The sequence below is a fragment of the Burkholderia sp. SJZ089 genome, from assembly GCF_007828315.1.
Classification (GTDB): Bacteria; Pseudomonadota; Gammaproteobacteria; order Burkholderiales; family Burkholderiaceae; genus Burkholderia; species Burkholderia gladioli.
Genome location: NZ_VIUM01000011.1, coordinates 22,352 through 40,812, shown reverse-complemented (window position 1 = coordinate 40,812; position 18,461 = coordinate 22,352). Strand labels below are relative to the sequence as shown.

The window sequence follows — 18,461 nt, the reverse complement described above, 5'->3', positions numbered from 1 at the left end:
GATGACGAAGGTACTCATCACGGGAATCGGCGGATTCACCGGCCGCCATCTCGCGCGTGAGCTGGAACGGCGGGGCTGCGAGGTCGAGGGGCTCGTCCATCGGCCGGTTGCCGGATTGGCATGGTCGGCCCATGTCTGCGATCTGCTCGATCGCGACGGAATGGGCGCGCTGATCGCGGCATTGCGTCCGGACGTGGTGATTCATCTGGCTGCGATCGCCTTCGTCGCGCATGGCGACGTCGGGACGGTGTACCAGACGAACATCATGGGGACCCGCAACCTGCTCGATGCGATCACGTCGGCCGGCTGCCCGCCGCGTGCCGTGCTGGTGGCCAGCAGCGCCAATGTCTACGGCAACACCGACCGTGGAGTGATCGACGAGTCGGTACCGCCGAACCCCGCAAACGACTACGCCATCAGCAAACTTGCGATGGAGCGCGTGGCGGCGCTTTGGAGCGATCGTTTGCCGATCACGATCGTGCGCCCGTTCAATTACACCGGGGCAGGGCAGGCCGCCAATTTTGTTCTGCCGAAGATCGTCGATAATTTCCGCAACCGTTCGCCGGTACTCGAGCTCGGGAACCTAGACGTGATCCGCGATTTCTCCGATGTTCGGATGGTGGTACGGGCCTACGCCGATCTGATTGCCGGCAAGTGGGCAGGCGAGACCTTCAATGTCTGTTCGGGCAACGGGTATTCGCTGCAGGACATCCTGGAGATGATGCGGTCTCTCACGCAGCACGATCCCGAGATCCGCGTGAATCCGAATTTCGTGCGGGCCAACGAGGTCCATCGTCTGATCGGCGACAATCGTCGGCTTGCCACGGCGATCGGCTCCCTCGATATCTTGCCCTTGCAAGAGACGCTGGCGTGGATGCTGGAGAGCGGGCGGTGAAGCTCGCGTTCGCGGTGGATGCGATCGCGCCGCCGTTGACCGGAATCGGCCGTTACGCCTGGGAGCTTGCCTGGCATTTCACGCACTTCGACGAGCCCTTGCAGTCCTTGCGTTTTTTCTTCGCGGACGAGCCGATCGAGGATCCGTCCTGGGTCATCGGCGGCGATGCGGAAAAAGGGCGACGGCGTCCGCGCTGGCTGCCGAGGTCGATCACCTCGACGCGCCGCTTCCGGGGGCTGCGGATGCGGCATCGTCTGCGCGGCCACCTGTTTCACTCGCCGAACTATTTCCTTCCCTATCCCGTCGATCGCGGAATCGTCACGATTCATGATCTGTCGGTTTTCCGATTTCCGGAAACCCATCCCGTGGAGCGCCTGAAGCACTTCGAGCGAAGTTTCGACTCGACGCTGCGCCGCGCCTCGCATCTGCTCACCGATTCCGAGGCGATTCGGCATGAGGTGGCCGCGTATTTCGGTTGGCCGCTGGATCGGATCACCGCCGTTCCGCTCGGTGTGCGACCGGAGTTCCGGCCACGTGGCGCCGAGGAGATCTCGAAGCCGCTCGCGCAATACGGTCTGGTGCCGGGCGGCTATGCCCTGAGCGTATCGACGCTCGAACCGAGGAAGCGCATCGACCGCCTGATGGCGGCCTATGCCGAACTGCCGAGCGCATTGCGCGAGGACTATCCGCTGGTCCTGGTCGGCGGCGCGGGCTGGTTGAGCGAATCCTTGCATAGCGCAATCGCGAGCGCGGAGCAGGAGGGTTGGCTGCGCTATCTCGGCTTCGTTCCGGAGGCGCTGCTTCCCGTGCTGTATGCGGGTGCTCGAGCCTTCTTCATGCCGTCCAAATACGAAGGCTTCGGGCTTCCGGTCCTGGAGGCGCTGGCCAGTGGCGTCCCTACGCTAACCTCGAACACGTCGTCGCTGCCCGAGGTGGCCGGCGGCGCCGCCTGGCTCGTCGAGCCCGATGATCACGAGGCCTTGCGGGCTGGCATCGAGCACGTGCTCAGCGAATCGGCATGGCGTGAGGAGGCATCGCGCCTCGGGCTCGGCGTGGCCGGCGAAGCGACCTGGCTGCGATGCGCGCAGCGCACGCTCGAGGTCTATCGCCGGGTAGCGGGGTCATGACTGCGCGTCGAGCCGGCTGATCAGCGACTTCAGTTGCATCGCGCTTTCATGCCAGCTCAGTGCCTTGATCGCGCCGCTGTCGGGTGTGGTGCCCGCGGCGATGGCTTCGAGCCATTGCTGCAGGCATGGCGCCAGTTGGGCCGCCGTCACGGCGGAGAAATAGCTGGCGTGGTCGCCGGCGATCTCGCGGAACACCGGCAGATCGCGCAGCAGTAGCGGCAGGCGCTGGGCGCAGGCCTCGATGATCGGCAGGCCGAAGCCTTCGCCCTCGGAGGCCAGAATCAATCCGTCGCTGCTTTCGTAGCACTGGGTAAGCTCGGCGTCGCTGGCGTCGGCCAGCCAGTGCAGGCGCTTGCCGGATTCGGGATGCGCCGCGAGCCTGGCCGTCAGCGTCTCGACGGCCCAGCCGGCACGGCCGACGATCGACAGCGAGACCTGGGAACCGGTGCGCCACAGCTGCTCGAAGGCATCGATGACCAGCGCGTGCCCCTTGCGAGGTTCGATCGTCCCGACCATCAGGATGCGCAACGGGCCGGCAGAGCCCGGCGCGAGCTCGTCCCTTGTCGTCCGCCCTGCGCCTGGCCTCCCGCCGAGCTCGGCACCGAGGTGAAACCATCCGGTCGGAATCGCCGTCAAGCGCGGCTGGCTGCGCGTTTGTCCGGCCACCGTGGCCGAGATGCAGAACAGGGCATCCGCATGGATCGCCAGCATCGTCAGCCAGCGTTCGAACGACTGGACCGCGCGAGGTGTAAACCAGGCCGGGTGCAGGGCCGGCAACATGTCGTAGACGACGAAGGCGAAGCGCACGCCGGCTGCATGCCAGCGCAGGAAGTCCGTTTGCCTGGCCGGGGAGATGCGGCTGGTCAGGTCGAGCCCGAGGAACAGGTCGCCGGGGCCGACCTGGACGAGGGGATCGTGGTCACCGAGCGGGGCGCCGATCATCGTCTCCAGGTAGCGGTCCGCGTAGACATACGGACGTTTGCGGGTTGCCCTGACCGCGCGGACCGTGTAGCCGGCGGGCGGTGTCTCCAGCAGTTCGGCCAGCAGCGAGCGAACCACACGCTGAATACCGGTACCGGCATCTTGTGCGGCGATGATCGAGACGTCGACCAGTAGCTGACGCGGTTGCCGCGATGTCTGGCGGGCGACGTCGGAACGGATCGCGGCGATCGCCTTGCGCGCGGCGCCGGTCAGAGGCAGGCGCCACCGCGTCGCGGCATGCAGCAGCAGTGTCGCGCGCCAATTGATCAGGCTTGGCATGGAGCGTGGAAAACGTCAGCCGTTCTGTTGGTAGAACGCGTAGGCGTCATCGATCTGGTCGAAGCTGTGCAGATGCCCCTGGACCAGCACGGCAGCGCGATGGCAATGCTCGCGAATGTAGCCGGCATCGTGGCTCACGATGATCAACGAGCGATCGGCGCGTCGCACGAACAATTCGTGGTGGCATTTCGCGTGGAAGCGGCTGTCGCCGACCGCCACGATTTCGTCGATCAGGAAGCAATCAAACTCGATGGCCATCGAAATCGCGAAGGCGAGGCGGGCGCGCATCCCGGCCGAATAGCTCTTGACCGGCTCGTTGAGGTAGTAGCCCAGTTCCGAGAATTCCTGGACGAATGGTTCGGCCTGCTTCGCATCGGCTCCGTACACGCGACAGATGAAGCGCAGGTTGTCCATGCCTGTCAGGCTGCCCTGAAAGGCACCGCCGAACGCGAGTGGCCAGGACACGCTCATGCTGCGGTTGATCTTGCCCGTGGTCGGCAGCTCGGCACCGCTGATCATGCGGATCAGCGTCGACTTGCCAGCGCCGTTGCGGCCCAGTACGCCGAGCTTTTCTCCCGGGGCCACGCGCAGATTGATGTCGTCGAGTACCCGGCGTCGGCCCTGCCGGGTGTGGTAGTCCTTGGAGACGCCCTGCAGGTCGATCATTCGGGTTCCACCCGCTTGCTGGCGTCGCGCACGAGGAACAGGCCGATCAGCATCAGCACTGAATCGCAGGCGACCATATAGGGGATGCTGTAGTGCGGCTTGACCAGGGAGCCATAGTAGCCGCCGCGCAGCATTTCGGTTCCGTGCACCATCGGCAGGTAGAGCACCACGGCGCGGAATTTTTCGGGAATCCACTCGACCATGAACACCGCGCCCGACAGCGGGAACAGCAGATAGGCAATCGTGTGCCAGACGCGTTCGACGGTTTCGCTGCGCTCGCTCAGGGCGCCGACGATGAGGCCGAGCGAGCATCCGAAGGCGGCCAGATGAAGCCATCCGCCCAGTACCAGGCTGATGTTCTTCGGCGGATCCATCATGCCGATCGCAACGAAAAAGACCGTCAGGAACACGAAGGACATGGTCGCGCCGGCGATCTCCAGCAGCAACCGCGCGAAGAACAGGTCGATGACGCGCACGTTGCGGTGATAGAGCAGGGCCTGGTTCGGCAGGATGGCCAGGGCGCAACGGTTCGCACAGTTGCGCCATAGCAGCACGGACGAGTAGCCGGTCACCGCGAACGAGGTGATCGAGAGCGTCGTGCCATGGGTGGCGTTGAGGGCCGTCCAGAGCGCGAGCACGCCGAGCGTGAACATCATCGGCTCGAAGAAGATCCACAGAAAGCCGACGTTGTGCCGGCCGTAGCGTGTCAGAATCTCACGCATCAACAAGGCACCGACGACCCGAAGCTGAATGCGCAATGACGAGACGAGAGGCGTGTCGTGATGCACGATGTCCGTTCCCTCAGTCGTTGTGTTCGCGCACGCCCGCGAGCAGCAACTCGAGGATGCCCCAGGCGATGATGCCGAGCGCGAACACCTCGAGGATGCTCTTCAGGCGCTTCGGTTCGATGGCGACATCGGGCGTGTTCGGCTCGACCAGGCGCTCGAGATAGAGCTGCTTGCGCTGGGCATCGGCACGCGCATTCTCCAGGGCTGCCATCGCCGAGGCCAGTTGCTTGTCGGCAAACTGCGAGTCCAGTTGCATGCGCGCATAGACGGCGGCCTTGTCGGCCAGCGAATTCTTGCCTCCGGCAACTCCGCTGGTGGCGGCAGTGATCTGCTTTTCCAGGTTGGCGATATTGGTCTGCAGTACCGGGATCTGCGGATTCTTGGGCGAGATCGACTGGAGCTGGACCAATTGGGTCTGCGCCGCCAGCATCTGTGTTTGCAGGGCCGTGACCTGCTGGAGCTGGAGCGCCGACTGGCGATCGGGATCGAACACCGTATAGGTCCTGCGATAGGCCGCCAGTGCGGCGGCGGCGTCCTTCGCCTTGGCGGCTGCGACGTCGACCTCGCCCTGGGCGAACTTCACCGTATCGCTCACCGCCCTGCGATTCATGCGGTTGATCAGCCGCTCGCTCATTTCTAGCAGGCGCTCGTTGATCTTTTCGGCGTCCTCTGCGGTATACGCCCTGATCTGCAGTTTTGCGATCGCTGACGTCGAGTCGAATTCGATGTCGACGATGTGCTTGCCGTAGTATTTCCACAGCGATTCGAAGCTGCCGTCCGGCCAGCGGTGGAAACGGCTGATCGCGTCGCCATGCTCCGAATAGGCGTCGGCGACATAGTTGCCGACGTTCAGCTCGCGCAATGCGTCGCGCGATTCGATGTAGTCGATCACCGGGTAGGTATCGTCTTGGGCGCGCGAGAAGCCCGTGCCCTGCAGCAGGGCGCCGACGAGGTTGGTCTGCGATTGCTTTTGCGGGCTTCTGACGACGAAGCGCGATTCCGACACATAGACGTCGGCTGCAATCAAACCGTAATACAGCACAGCCAGCGTGGTTGGCAACGCGACAGTCAGGAGGAACAGGCGATTGACTTTCTTGAGACGCTGTCCGAGGCTCGGCTTGGTGCCGGAGGAGGGAGGCAGGTCGCTGCTGGTTACGTTTTCCAACTTTGTTCCGTCACGTTGAGAGGCTGCGTAGTCCGACGAGCGGCAGGCAAAAATGCCCGAATCCGCGAGCGGGGCGGGGCCGGCGTCACTGCCTTGCCGAGTGTGTCGGTGGTGCGCAGCAGGCCCGTGTAGTCATCACACCAAGCGATGTGGTGCCGTTCGATCGATCGCGTGTCATCGTTCACCAGAGGCGGCTGATTATAGCCAGCCTAGTGTACTTTAGCCATCTGCGCACCGGCCTTGTCAATCGCAAGCTTCAAGTTTGGTGAAGTTTTTGAGTCAGGCTGTTTTTGTTTGTATCAGAATGCTATATTCGGTGACGGTCCGAAACGGGACTCGACTCGCCGGCAAGATTTCGAATAAGGTTCACCGAGCGGTGTCGCCGAACGCCGCCGAGTGTCGCTCGGGCGCCCCCGCAAGTCCGCACTGTCCGTTATTCAATACCGATGCCTCGCTCATTTTTAGTGCTGCAAGGCACGGCTTCCTCGTTTTTCCGTTGTCTGGCCGAGGCGCTCGTCGCGCATGGCCACGCCGTGCATCGCGTCAACTTCTGCGGCGGAGACTGGTTCTATGGCAGAACTAAGCGTGCCTTGAATCACGGCGGGGCTGCCGCCGACCTGTCGGCCTGGTACACCGAACTGGTACAGCGCGAAAACATCACCGATGTCCTGATGTTCGGCGACTGCCGCGAAGTCCATCGGCCCCTGCATCCGATCGCCGAGCAATACGGCTTGCGCGTGCACGTGTTCGAGGAGGGCTATGTCCGCCCGCACTGGATCACGCTCGAGCGTCATGGCGTCAACGGCCGCTCGCGCATGCCGAGGGATCCCGCCGAGTATCTGCGCCTGCGTGAGCTCACCCCGGCTGCCGAACCCGGCGAGCCGACCGGCTACAACCTCTACGAACGTGTCTTCCACGACATCAGCTATCGCGTCGCCAACGCGCTGCTGGCCTGGCGTTTTCCCCGCTACCGCAGCCACCGGCCGCGCAACGGCTTCGTCGAATATGGGGGGCTGGCGTTTCGCGCGCTGCTGCAAGGGCGTCATCGCCGGCAGGCCGAGCGGGTCACGCGCGAATTGTTCGATGCCGGCCGCCCCTACTACCTGTTTCCGCTGCAGTTGAATTCCGATGCGCAGATCGTCGTGCATTCGCCGTTCGAGGGCGTGCGCGACGCGATCGACTACGTGGTGCGCTCGTTCGCCAGGCATGCCCCGCGAGATGCCATTCTGCTGATCAAGAACCATCCGCTCGACACCGGCATGATCGAGTATCACCGCTTCGCGCTGTCGATCGCGCGCGAGGCCGGCATCGGCGAACGGATTCGTTTCATCAACTCCGGGCACCTCCCGACCCTGCTCGAACGCTCGCGCGGCGTGGTAGTGGTCAACAGCACGGTCGGCCTGTCGGCGCTGCACCACGAGCGCCCCCTGATCGCGCTCGGTGCGGCGATCTACAATATGCCGGGACTGACTTGGCAGGGCAGGCTCGATGACTTCTGGCATCAAGGTGAATTGCCCGACATGATCCTCTATCACGCATTCCTCGACTACGTGATGCACCACACGCAGATCAACGGCGATTTCTACACGCGCACCGGCATCGAGATGGCGGTGCGCGGCGCGGTCGAGCGGCTGGAACGTGCGGATGCGTAGCCCCGTTCCGGCCCATATCGTCATCACCGGCGCGAGCGCCGGCCTGGGCCTCGCGCTCGCGCTGGCCCACGCCTCGCCGGGCGTGGTGCTGGGCCTGGTCGGACGCGACCCGCAGCGCATCGATGCGGCCGCAACGGCCTGCCGCGCGCGCGGCGCGACGGTCGAGACCGGCATCGTCGACGTGCGCGACGCGGTGGCGATCGGTACCTGGCTCGATGCCTTCGATGCGCGCTACCCGATCACACTGTTGGTTGCGAATGCCGGCATCGCCAGCACGATTGCCTCCGCCGACGATTGGGAGGATGCCGAACGTACCCGCGCCGTGATCGACACCAATCTCTACGGCATGCTGAATACCGTGCTGCCGGTGATCGAGCGCATGCGCGCGCGCCGCCGCGGCCGCATCGCGGTGGTGGCCTCGATCGCCGCCTTGCGCGGCATGGCGATCTCGCCCGCCTATTGCGCCAGCAAGTCGGCGATCAAGGCCTGGGCCGACTCCGTGCGGCCCTTGCTCAAGCGCGATGGCCTGGCCGTGACGGTGATCCTGCCGGGCTTCGTGAAGACCGCGATGAGCGACGTGTTCCCCGGCGACAAGCCCTTCCTCTGGAGCGCCGAGCGCGCGGCCGCGCACATCCGGCGCAAGCTCGAGGCGGGCCGCAGCGAGATCGCCTTCCCGGCGCTGCTCGCGTTCGGCATGCGCTTGCTGCCGCTGCTGCCCGTCGCGCTCGCCGACGCGATCCTCGAGCGCCTGTCCTACCTGCCCGCGAAGGACCGCGCCAATTGAGCGCGTCGCTTGCCCTTGCCCTGGCCGTGGTGCCGGCCATCGCGCTGTCGTTCGCGCTCGACGCGATCGCGGTGCCGCGCGCGCCGCTGGCGCGGCCGCTGCTGTCGTCAATGCTTCACATTCTTTCGGTAGGCTTTCTCGCCGGTCTGGCGTTCGCGCTGACGTCGCGGCCGATCTTCTCGGCCTGCGCGGCGCTGGCGCTGGTCGGGCTGGTGGCGGCCGTCAGCAATGCGAAATACGAGTCCTTGCGCGAGCCGTTCGTGTTCACGGACCTGAGCCTGTTCAGCCAGTTGTTTGCCCATCCTCGGCTCTATCTGCCCTTCCTGAGCGCCGGCAAGGTCGTCGCGATCGGCGCGGGCATCGTGCTCGTGATCGCGGGCTTCGTCGCCGAGCGGCCCCTGCCGCCTGCCGCGGCCGCGCCGCTCTGGCTGGCGGTGGCGCTGTCGTTCGCGCTCGCGGTGGCGATCGCCGCGCGCCTGCCGCTCACGCTGGAGCCCTCGGCCGACCAGCGCCGCCACGGCTTTTTCGCGGTATTCGTCGCCTACCTGCTCAATGGCCTGCGTCCGGCCACCTTCCGGCGCTTTCGCGAATGCCTGGCCGCCTCGCCGTTCGCGACCGGCGAACCGGTCCTGTGCCCCGACGTGGTGCTGATCCAGAGCGAATCGTTCTTCGATGCCCGTCGGATGGGCGCGGCGATCGAGCCCGGCCTGCTGCGTTGTTTCGACCAGGCGCGCGGCGAGGCCGTCTGGCACGGCGAGATGACGGTGCCGGCCTGGGGAGCGAACACCATGCGCACCGAGTTCGAGGTGTTGACGGGCACCGCCTCGCAGTCGCTCGGTTACGCGCGTTTCTATCCTTACGCGTTCGTCAGGCGGCCGCTCGCCTCGCTGGCCGCCTGGTTCGGCCGTGGCGGTTACGAGACAGTCGCGATCCATCCCTATTACGCCAATTTCTTCGGACGAAACCGGGTATTTCCCTTGCTCGGTTTCGAGCGTTTCCTCGATATCGGTCATTTCGCCTCCGCATCGCGCGCCGGCCCTTATGTAGCGGATGCGGCGGTCGGCGAGGCGATCGTTGCGGAATTGGAGACGGCGGGGCCGGACCGACCGCGTTTCGTGTTCGCCATGACGATGGAAAACCACGGTCCTCTGCATCTCGAAACAGTGCAGCCGGGCGAGGCGGCTTCGCGGCATACTCTCGGCGACGATGCCCAATGGCGGGACCTGACTGCGTATTTGCGACATATTGAAAATGCAGATGCAATGCTCGGGCGCCTGCTGGATCATTTGCGTTCGAGCGAAAGGCAGACCGTGGTCTGTTTCTACGGTGATCATGTTCCGGCCCTGTCGCGTATTTTCGATGGGCTGGACGTGAGTCCGGAGCGCAGCGATTATTTCATCTGGCGGAATTTCGGGGTCGATAAACCCGAACGTCGGGACTTGCAGGCCGAGATGTTGGGGGGCCTGCTGCTGCAAGCGACACAGCAGGGTGGTGGAAGTCGCATGGACCAGTCGCGGGCACCAGAGAAAACGACATAAAGATGAACGGAAAGATTGCAATTGTTGGGATCGCATGCCGCTTTCCCGGGGGCGTCAATAATCCGGAAGCACTCTGGCGCCTGCTGCGCGACGAGCGCGATGCCGTCACGCAGATTCCTGCCGGGCGCTTCGGCACGGACTTTCACCAGCACCCCTCCAAGCGCGAGCCCGGCAAGAGCTACACGTTCGCGGCTGGCGTGCTGGACGACATCGCGGGATTCGATGCGGCATTTTTCGGCATCTCGCCGCGCGAGGCGGCGCAGATGGATCCGCAGCAGCGCCTGCTGCTCGAACTCGCCTGGGAGGCGTTCGAGGATGCCGGCCTTCGTCCGCTCGACATGCGCGGCCGCGATTGCGGCGTGTTCGTCGGCGTGGCGAGCCCCGACTACGGCAATCGCAGCATGGATGACCTGAATTCGGTCGATCCGTACTCGGCCACCGGCAACACCCTCAGCATCGCCTCCAACCGCGTGTCCTACCTGTTCGACCTGCGAGGCCCGAGCCTGTCGGTCGACACGGCCTGCTCGTCCTCGCTGGTCGCGCTGCACCAGGCGGTGCAGGCGCTGCGCTCGGGTGAGACCGACATGGCGCTGGCCGGCGGGGTGAACCTGCTGATGCACCCGTTCGGCTTCGTCAGCTTCTCGAAGGCCTCGATGCTCTCGCCGCGCGGCCGTTGCCGCGCCTTCGACGCCAGCGGCGACGGCTACGTGCGGGCCGAGGGCGGCGCCTTCGTGCTGCTCAAGCCGCTCGAGCGTGCGCTGGCGGACGGCGACACGATCCACGCCGTGATCGCCGGCTCGGGCGTCAATTCCGACGGCTACACGCAAGGTGGCATCAGCGTGCCGGGCGCGGCCACCCAGGCCGAGTTGCTGCGCAGCGTCTACGCGCGCGCCGGCGTCGACCCGCGGGAGGTGTCCTATCTCGAGGCGCACGGCACCGGCACGGCGGTGGGCGACCCGATCGAGGCGCGCGCGCTGATCGAGGTGATGTCGGCCGGACGTCCGGCCGACAAGCCGCTCCTGATCGGCTCGATCAAGACCAACATCGGCCACCTGGAAACCGCCTCGGGCATGGCCGGGCTGCTGAAGGCCGTGCTGTGCCTGAAGCACCGCGCGGTGCCGCGCTCGCTGCACTTCCAGACGCCCAACCCCGCCATCGATTTCGCGGGCGGCCGGCTGCGCGTGGTCGAGCGCTACACCGAGCTCGACGGCGAGCACGACGAGGCGCCGCTCACGGTCGGCATCAACTCCTTCGGTTTCGGCGGCACCAATGCCCACGTGGTCCTGAGCTCGGCGCCCGCCGGGGCGCACACGCCGCGGGCCGAGGCTGTCACGGCGGCGCCGGCTGCGCGCCTGTCGCCACTGGTGCTGACGGTGCGCTCGCCGCAGGCCTTCGGTGCGCTGGCCGCGCGCTACCTGGCCGTGCTCGAGGGTGGGGCCGACTGGCAGTCGATCGCGGCCACCGCCGCGCGGCGCCGCCAGTGGTTCACTCATCGCCTGGTGATAGCACCGGTTTCGCTTGAGGAGGGGCGCGCCGCGCTGGCGGCGCTGGCCGCCGACGCCACCGCTTCTCCCGCCGGTGTAGTGCGCGGCGAGGCGCCGGCCGAGCCAGGCCGGGTGGCCTTCGTCTATTCGGGCAACGGCTGCCAATGGGCCGGGATGGGCCGGCAGCTCTACGAGGAATCGCCGCTGTTCCGCGACGCGCTCGACGAGGTCGATGCGCTCTGGCGCGCCGACGGCAGCGCTTCGCTGGTTGAGGCGATGCGCGCCGGCGTCGACGAAACCTGGCTGGCCGCCACCGAAAACGCCCAGCCGCTGCTGTTCGCGATCCAGGTGGGCCTCACGCGCGTGCTGGCATCGCGCGGCATCCTGCACGACCTGACGATCGGCCACAGCGTAGGCGAGGTCGCGGCAGCCTGGGCCGCGAGGATCCTCACGCTGGCCGACGCGGTGCGCGTGATCAAGATCCGCAGCCGCGCCCAGGGCACCACCCGCGGCACCGGCCGGATGGCCGCGGTAGGCCTGAGCGAGGCCGCCGCCAACGAGGCCATCGCGCGGCTCGGCCTCGCCGGCCTGGTCGAGGTGGCCGGCATCAACAGCGCCGAGGCGGTCACGCTGGCGGGTACCCTGCAGGGCCTGCAGGCGATCGAGGCGGCCCAGCGCGACAGCGGGCGCTTCTACCAGCTGCTCGATCTCGACTACGCCTTCCACAGCCGCCAGATGAACAGCATCGAGCCGCTGGTGCAGACGGAACTGGCCGGGCTCGCGCCGGCGTCCGGCGACGGCAGCTTCGTGTCGACCGTGACGGGCGCCGGGCTCGACGGCACTGCGCTCGACGCGCGCTACTGGTGGCGCAACATTCGCGAGCCGGTGCGCTTCGGCGACGGCATCGCGAGCCTGATCGCCGACGGCGCGCGGGTCTTCATCGAGGTGGCGCCGCATTCGATCCTGCGCAGCTACATGAAGCACGGGCTGGCCGCCGCGCAGGCGCAGGGCGCGGTGCTGCCCACGCTCAAGCGCCAGCAGGGCAGCGCGGCCACGCTTGACGGCGCGATCCTGTCGGCGGTCGCTCACGGCGCGAACGTCGATCTCGATCGATTCGTGCCCGCGGCGCCGGCCGTGGCGCTGCCGACCTATCCATGGCAGCACGAGCACTACTGGCTGGAGGCGAGTGTCGAGGGCTACGACCTCGTCAACCGCCGCCGCGAGCACCCGCTGCTCGGCTACCGGCTGCACGAGCACGCCTTCGGCTGGGAGAACCAGCTCGATCCGGCCAAGCTGCCGCTGCTCGCCGACCACGTGGTGGACGGCGGCGTGGCCTTCCCCGGCGCGGGTTACGTCGAGATGGCGCTGGCCGCCGCGCGCGTCTACCTCGAAACCAACGAGGCGGCGCTCGAGAATCTCGAGATCCACGCGCCGGTGGTGTTCCAGCCGCAGCAGGCCAAGCTGTTCCGCCTGCGCATCGATCCCGAGACCTCGGTGTTCCAGATCGAGACGCGCGAGCGGATGAGCGACATACCCTGGACGCTGAACGTGACGGGCCGCCTGCTGGCGAGCGGCACCACGCTCGATGCGAACTCGGTGGTGCCGAGCGCGACGCTGCATGCGCTGCGCGCGCAGCCGGCGCTCGACGGCGCGGCGCTCTACCAGAGCACGGCGGCGATTGGCCTCGAATACGGCCCGGCCTTCCGCTGGGTGCGCAAGGTTAGGGTGGCCGGCGAGACCGCGCTGGCCGAGCTGGCCGCGCCCGCCGAGGCTGGCGACGCGACCGCGCTGGCGGCCTGGCGCCTGCATCCGGCACTGATGGACAGCGGCTTCCATCCGCTTTTCGTGCTGCTCGGCGGCGTGGCCGGCGACGGCGATCGCGCCGCCTACGTGCCGGTGCAGATCGGCCGGGTCGACTACCTGCGCGGCGACGCGATCGACCGCGTGCTGGTGCGCATCGAGCGCCGCAGCCCGCACTCGGTGGTGGCCTCGTTCGATTTCCTCGATGCGCACGGCAGCGTTACCGCGCGCCTGGCTGCCTGTCGCTTCCGCCGCATCGACCTGCTCGGCCGCCATCATGCGCCCTCGCGCTTCGTCTATGCGCTCGAACACCGGCCGCTGCCGGGCGAGACCAGCGCCGCGGCGCTGCCCGCGCCGGCGGAACTGCTGCGTGAGGCGGTGGCAAGGGCCGCGACGCACGAGGACGGCGCGCGCCGCGGCAAGCACCTGACCGAAATGCTGCCGCTGCTCGACGTGCTGGCCAGCCTCTACGCGCTGCGCGCGCTGGAGGCGATCGACGCGTTCGCGACGCCGGCGCTGCCGACCCACCCGCAGGCGGCGCTGATCGCGCGCCTGGCCGAAATGATCATCGAGGACGGCCTGGCGCATCGCGACGGCGAACGCCTGGTGCGCGACGACCAGGCCTGCGCGGCGCTGCCGCCGCTCGACGAACTCTGGCGCGGCCTGCTGGCCGAATCGCCGCATCACGTCGCCGAGCTGACCCTGCTCGCGCATTGCGGCGCGGCCCTGCCGCGCGTGCTCAAGGGCGAGATCGAGGCCTCCCGCGTGCTGTCGCCGACCGGCAAGAGCCTGGTCGAGCAGTTCTTCGACGCCTCGCCGAGCTGGGAGCACCTGCATGCGGTGATGGCCGGCTGCGCGGCGGCGGCCGTCCACGGCTGGTCCGAACCGCGCCGGCTGCGCCTGCTGGAAATCGAATCGACCCGCGGTGACATGCTGCGGCCGCTGACGATGCGCCTGCCGGCCGATCGTTGCGAGCGCACCATCGTCGGCACCCCTGAGCAACTGGCGGCCTTCGATACCGATGCGATGCCTGCCGTCTCGACGGTCGCGCAGTTGCCTGGCGAGCGCTTCGCGCTGAAGGCCGAGCCCGACGAACTCTACGACCTGGTGCTGGTCGACCGTGCCCTGGCCGGGCGCAGTGATCCGGCCGACGTGTTGGCCTCGATCAGTGCCTGGGTGGCGCCGGGCGGGCTGGTGGTGCTGGCCGAGGCGCGCCACAACCGCTTCGCCGACATCGTGTTCGGCCTGCAGTCGGCCGACGGCCGCACCGCCTCGCTGACACCGGCCGAGCTGGGCGCGCTCTGCGAGCGCGCGGGCCTGGTCGAGGTGGTGCGTCACGCCGAGCAGGATCTGGAACTGGAGGGCACGCCGAGCCTGGTGCTGGCGCGCCGTCCCGCTGCCGAGGCGGCGGTCGAGGCCGACGACGACAGCCTCGACGCGCTCGAGCGCGCCGAGCAGTGGGTGGTGGTCACGGCCGGCGACGATGCCGAGCCGATCGGCACCGCCCTGGCCGACGCGCTCGCGCACGCGGGCCATGTGGTCGAGGTGGTCGATGCGCGGCGCAGCGCCGAATTCATCGCCACCATGCCGGCCACCGACGCGACTCACCTGGTGTTCTGCGCGCCCGCCGCGCGCTTCGACGAGGATGCGCCGGCCGAGCAACTGATGCAGGCGCAGGCCTCGGGTGCGATCGCCCTGGCGGCCCTGGTGCGCGCGCTCGACGCCGAGCATCGCGCGGCCGGCGTGCGCCTGTCGGTGGTGACGCGCGGCGCGGCCCCGTTCGAGGATGCCGCGCCGCAGGCGCCGGCCCACGCCACCCTGTGGGGGCTGGGCCGCGTGCTGGCCAACGAGCATCCCGAGCTCGGCTGCCGGTTGATCGATCTCGATCCGGCGTGCGGCGTCGAGCCGGCGCGGCTCGCGCGCGAACTGCTGGTCGACGTGGCCGAGGAGGAGGTCCTGCTGCGGGCCGATGCGCGCCTGGTGCCGCGCATGCTGAGCGCCGAGCGCGCGGCCGCGCGCCGGCCGGCGGCGGCCAAGGTACCCGCCGTGCTGGCCTTCGAGGCGCCGGGGTCGTTGCGCAACCTCGAATGGTTCGCGCATGCGCCGCGCACGCTCGGCGAGCACGAGGTCGAGATCGAGCCGGTCGCCACCGGCCTCAATTTCCGCGACGTGATGTACGCCATGGGCCTGCTCTCCGACGAGGCGGTCGAGAACGGCTTCGCCGGCGCCACCATCGGCATGGAGCTGGCCGGGCGCGTGCTGCGCGTCGGCCGCGAGGTGAGCGGCTTCGCGTCGGGCGACGCGGTACTCGGTTTCGCGCCGGCCAGCTTCGCCACGCGCGTGGTGACGCGCGCCGACGCGATCGCCGCCAAGCCGGCGCGCCTCAGCTTCGAGGAAGCCGCCACGATCCCCACCACCTTCTTCACCGCCTGGTACGCGCTGGTCGAGCTGGCGCGCCTGCGCCGCGGCGAGCGGGTGCTGATCCACGGCGGCGCGGGCGGCGTCGGCATCGCGGCGATCCAGATCGCGCGCCACTTCGGCGCCGAGGTGTTCGCCACCGCGGGCAGCGACGAGAAGCGCGAATTCGTGCGCCTGCTCGGCGCCGACCACGTGCTCGATTCGCGCGGCCTGGCCTTCGCCGACCAGGTCCGCGCCCTCACGCGCGGGCAGGGCGTCGACATCGTGCTCAATTCGCTGGCCGGCGAGGCGATGGTGCGCAGCATCGACACGCTGCGCCCGTTCGGCCGCTTCCTCGAACTCGGCAAGCGCGATTTCTACGAGAACAGCCATATCGGGCTGCGTCCGTTCCGCAACAACATCAGCTACTTCGGCATCGATGCCGACCAGCTGATGGGCGTGCTGCCCGAGCTGACTGCGCGCCTGTTCGGCGAGGTCATGCAGCTGTTCGCCGACGGCACGCTGCATCCGCTGCCGTATCGCGCGTTCCCGGCCGAACGCGCCGAGGATGCCTTCCGCTACATGCAGCAGGCGCGCCAGATCGGCAAGGTGCTGGTCACCTATCCGCTGGGCACGCCGGCGCCCACCCGTGGCCTGGCCGAGGTGCCGCGGCTCGCGCTCGATGCGGGCGCGGCCTATCTCGTGATCGGCGGCACCGGCGGGCTCGGTTTCGCCACCGCGCGCCGGCTGGTCGAGCGCGGCGCCCGCCACCTGAGCCTGGCCAGCCGCGGCGGCGTGCTGGGCGAGGCCGCCGCGGCCGAGGTCGCGCGCTGGCGCGACACGCTCGGCGTGACGGTCGAGGTGGCCGCCTGCGACGTGAGCGATGCGCGGGCGGTGACGGCGCTGGTCGAGCGGATCGTCGCGCGCGGCACGCCGCTCAAGGGCGTGCTGCACTCGGCGATGCAGATCGACGACGGCCTGGTGCGCAATCTCGACGACGCGCGTTTCGCGGCCGTGCTGGCGCCCAAGGTGGCCGGCGCCTGGAACCTGCATCGCGCCACGCGCGGCATGGCGCTCGACTGGTTCGTGCTCTATTCCTCGGCCACCACCTACCTCGGCAATCCGGGGCAGGCCAGCTACGTGGCCGCCAACAGCTTCCTCGAGGCGCTGGTCGCGCATCGCCGCGCGGCTGGGCTGCCGGCCAGCTTCATGGCCTGGGGGCCGCTCGAGGACGTCGGCTTCCTGGCGCGCCACGACGGCACGCGCGAGGCGCTGCAGGCGCGCATCGGCGGCGCGGCGATCCGCTCGGCCGAAGCGCTCGACGCGCTCGAGCGCGTGCTGCTCGAGGGCGGCGCTGGCGAGGCGGTGGTGCGGATCGACTGGCAGGCGCTGTCGCGCGGCATGCCGGCGGCCGGCGCGCGCCGGTATGCGCAGATGCAGACGCGCGCCGGCAGCGATGCCTCGCGCGAAGGCGGCGACAAGCTGCGTGGCCAGGTCGCGGCGCTGCCGCGCGAGGAGGCGGTGGCCCTGGTGTCCGAATCGCTGCGCGCCCAGATCGCGCGGATCCTGCACATGACGGCCGATCGCATCGCGCTCGACAAGTCGGTGCTCGAGATGGGCATGGACTCGTTGATGGGCATGGAGCTCGGTCTCGCGGTCGAGGAGGTGTTCGAGGTGAAGCTGTCGGTGATGGCGATCGCCGACGGCGCGACCGTGCAGTCGCTGGCGGGCCGCATCGTCGATTCGATCGCGGCCGCCGAGGCCAATGCGGGCTCGGGCGGCGAGCGCGACGAGGTCGCCGCGCTGGCTGCCCGGCACGGGCTCGACAGCGAGGCGAAGGCGGTGCTCAAGGTGGCCGCCAACGATCCGGCCGTCGAGGCGGTGGCCGCGGCGGAACAGGTCGCGGCGCAGGCAACGCAGGGCGCCACGACCGAGCTCAAGGGCAAGCTGGTCCGGCTCGGGATCGTGCAATGACGGCGGCGCCGGACGGCTGGCAGGCCAGCGAGGGCACGCTCGCCGCCGAACTGGCGCTGGACGGCCACGGGCTGCATACCGGCCGGCGCGTGCGAGTGCGGATCCTGCCCGCGCAGGGCGATACGCCGGTCACGCGCGGCATCCGCTTCCGGCGTCTCGAAGGCCGCCGCGAGCTGGCCAGCTTCGGCGTCGATCCGGCGCTGCGTCGCGCGCAGCCGCTCTGCACCATGCTGCTGCATCCCGATGGCGTGGGCGTGCGCACCGTCGAGCACCTGCTCGCCGCGCTGCTGGCCAGCGAGATCGACCATGCCCTGGTCGAACTCGACGCCGAGGAGATCCCGATCCTTGACGGCAGCGCGAGCCCCTGGCTGGCGGCGATTCGCGGCTGCGGGCGCCGCGCGCTCGCGGCGCCCAAGCGCTTCATCCGCGTGCTGCGGCCGCTGACGGTGGCCGACGGCGAGGGCGGCGCGCGTCGCGAGATGCGCATCGAGCCGGCGCCGCGCTACGAGCTGAGCGTGTGCAACGACCTGAAGGGCTTCGGCGAGATGCACTGGAGCGGCGCGATCACGCCCGCGGCCTTCGCGGCCGAGATCGCGCCCTCGCGTTCGTATGGACGCGTCAAGTGGGCGGTGCCGGCGATCCTCGCCGGCTACCTGCGCGGCGTGCCGATCCTGCGCGGCGCGCGGCCCTCGTGTACCGCCTCGATCGTCGGCAGCCGCGTGCTGGGCGGCATGCGCGTGCCCGACGAGTTCGTGCGCCACCGCGTGCTCGACCTGGTCGGCGACCTCGCCATGGCCGGCGCGCCGCTGCTGGCGCGCGTCACGGCGTTGCGGCCCAGCCACGAAATGAACTTCCGGCTGGTCGACGCGCTGCTGTCGACGCCGGATGCCTGGGAATGGGTCGAGCTCAAGGCGTAACATAACGAGCTTGA

The 18,461-nt window shown here is 68.5% G+C and carries 11 protein-coding genes; 7 read left to right on the top strand and 4 right to left on the bottom strand.

The features are described 5' to 3' along the window. Position 1: 1 nt before the first annotated feature. Positions 2-895: an NAD-dependent epimerase/dehydratase family protein gene (locus FB600_RS20625; protein WP_145757300.1), complete on the top strand. Its 894-nt coding sequence runs from the start codon at positions 2-4 to the stop codon at positions 893-895. Continuing rightward, on the top strand, positions 892-2,022 hold the full coding sequence (locus FB600_RS20620) for a glycosyltransferase family 4 protein (protein WP_145757299.1): 1,131 nt from the start codon (positions 892-894) through the stop codon (positions 2,020-2,022). Before FB600_RS20625 ends, FB600_RS20620 begins: the two co-directional genes overlap by 4 nt. Here FB600_RS20620 and FB600_RS20615 read toward each other — a convergent pair. The 4 genes from FB600_RS20615 to FB600_RS20600 are packed head-to-tail and all read right to left on the bottom strand — an operon-like array spanning position 2,017 to position 5,901. Continuing rightward, complete coding sequence (locus FB600_RS20615; RefSeq protein ID WP_124093745.1) at positions 2,017-3,282, bottom strand: glycosyltransferase family 4 protein; 1,266 nt, start codon at positions 3,280-3,282, stop codon at positions 2,017-2,019. The two genes, FB600_RS20620 and FB600_RS20615, sit on opposite strands and share 6 nt — an antisense overlap. 15 nt (positions 3,283-3,297) lie before the next feature. Further along, positions 3,298-3,948: an ABC transporter ATP-binding protein gene (locus FB600_RS20610; RefSeq protein ID WP_145757298.1), complete on the bottom strand. Its 651-nt coding sequence runs from the start codon at positions 3,946-3,948 to the stop codon at positions 3,298-3,300. Further along, positions 3,945-4,739 carry an ABC transporter permease gene (locus tag FB600_RS20605; RefSeq protein WP_172535097.1) on the bottom strand — a complete coding sequence of 265 codons (795 nt, stop codon included), beginning with the start codon at positions 4,737-4,739 and terminating at the stop codon, positions 3,945-3,947. Before FB600_RS20605 ends, FB600_RS20610 begins: the two co-directional genes overlap by 4 nt. A 10-nt stretch (positions 4,740-4,749) precedes the next feature. After that, complete coding sequence (locus FB600_RS20600) at positions 4,750-5,901, bottom strand: hypothetical protein (protein WP_096749682.1); 1,152 nt, start codon at positions 5,899-5,901, stop codon at positions 4,750-4,752. A 446-nt stretch (positions 5,902-6,347) separates the two neighbouring features. Here FB600_RS20600 and FB600_RS20595 point away from each other — a divergent pair, with 446 nt between their 5' ends. The 5 genes from FB600_RS20595 to FB600_RS20575 are packed head-to-tail and all read left to right on the top strand — an operon-like array spanning position 6,348 to position 18,447. Continuing rightward, on the top strand, positions 6,348-7,553 hold the full coding sequence (locus tag FB600_RS20595) for a capsule biosynthesis protein (RefSeq protein WP_181159678.1): 1,206 nt from the start codon (positions 6,348-6,350) through the stop codon (positions 7,551-7,553). Beyond that, positions 7,546-8,337, top strand: coding sequence for an SDR family NAD(P)-dependent oxidoreductase (locus tag FB600_RS20590; protein WP_145757297.1), 792 nt, complete (start codon positions 7,546-7,548; stop codon positions 8,335-8,337). The genes FB600_RS20595 and FB600_RS20590 overlap by 8 nt, the downstream gene beginning before the upstream one ends. Further along, on the top strand, positions 8,334-9,875 hold the full coding sequence (locus FB600_RS20585; RefSeq protein ID WP_145757296.1) for an LTA synthase family protein: 1,542 nt from the start codon (positions 8,334-8,336) through the stop codon (positions 9,873-9,875). The genes FB600_RS20590 and FB600_RS20585 overlap by 4 nt, the downstream gene beginning before the upstream one ends. Before the next feature lie 2 nt (positions 9,876-9,877). Further along, the gene (locus FB600_RS20580) at positions 9,878-17,530 is read left to right on the top strand and encodes a type I polyketide synthase (RefSeq protein ID WP_145757295.1); all 7,653 of its coding nucleotides are present in this window, start codon (positions 9,878-9,880) and stop codon (positions 17,528-17,530) included. Further along, positions 17,527-18,447 (top strand): UDP-3-O-acyl N-acetylglycosamine deacetylase, encoded by a 921-nt coding sequence (locus tag FB600_RS20575; RefSeq protein WP_145757294.1) that lies wholly within the window; start codon positions 17,527-17,529, stop codon positions 18,445-18,447. Before FB600_RS20580 ends, FB600_RS20575 begins: the two co-directional genes overlap by 4 nt. Positions 18,448-18,461: the final 14 nt, after the last annotated feature.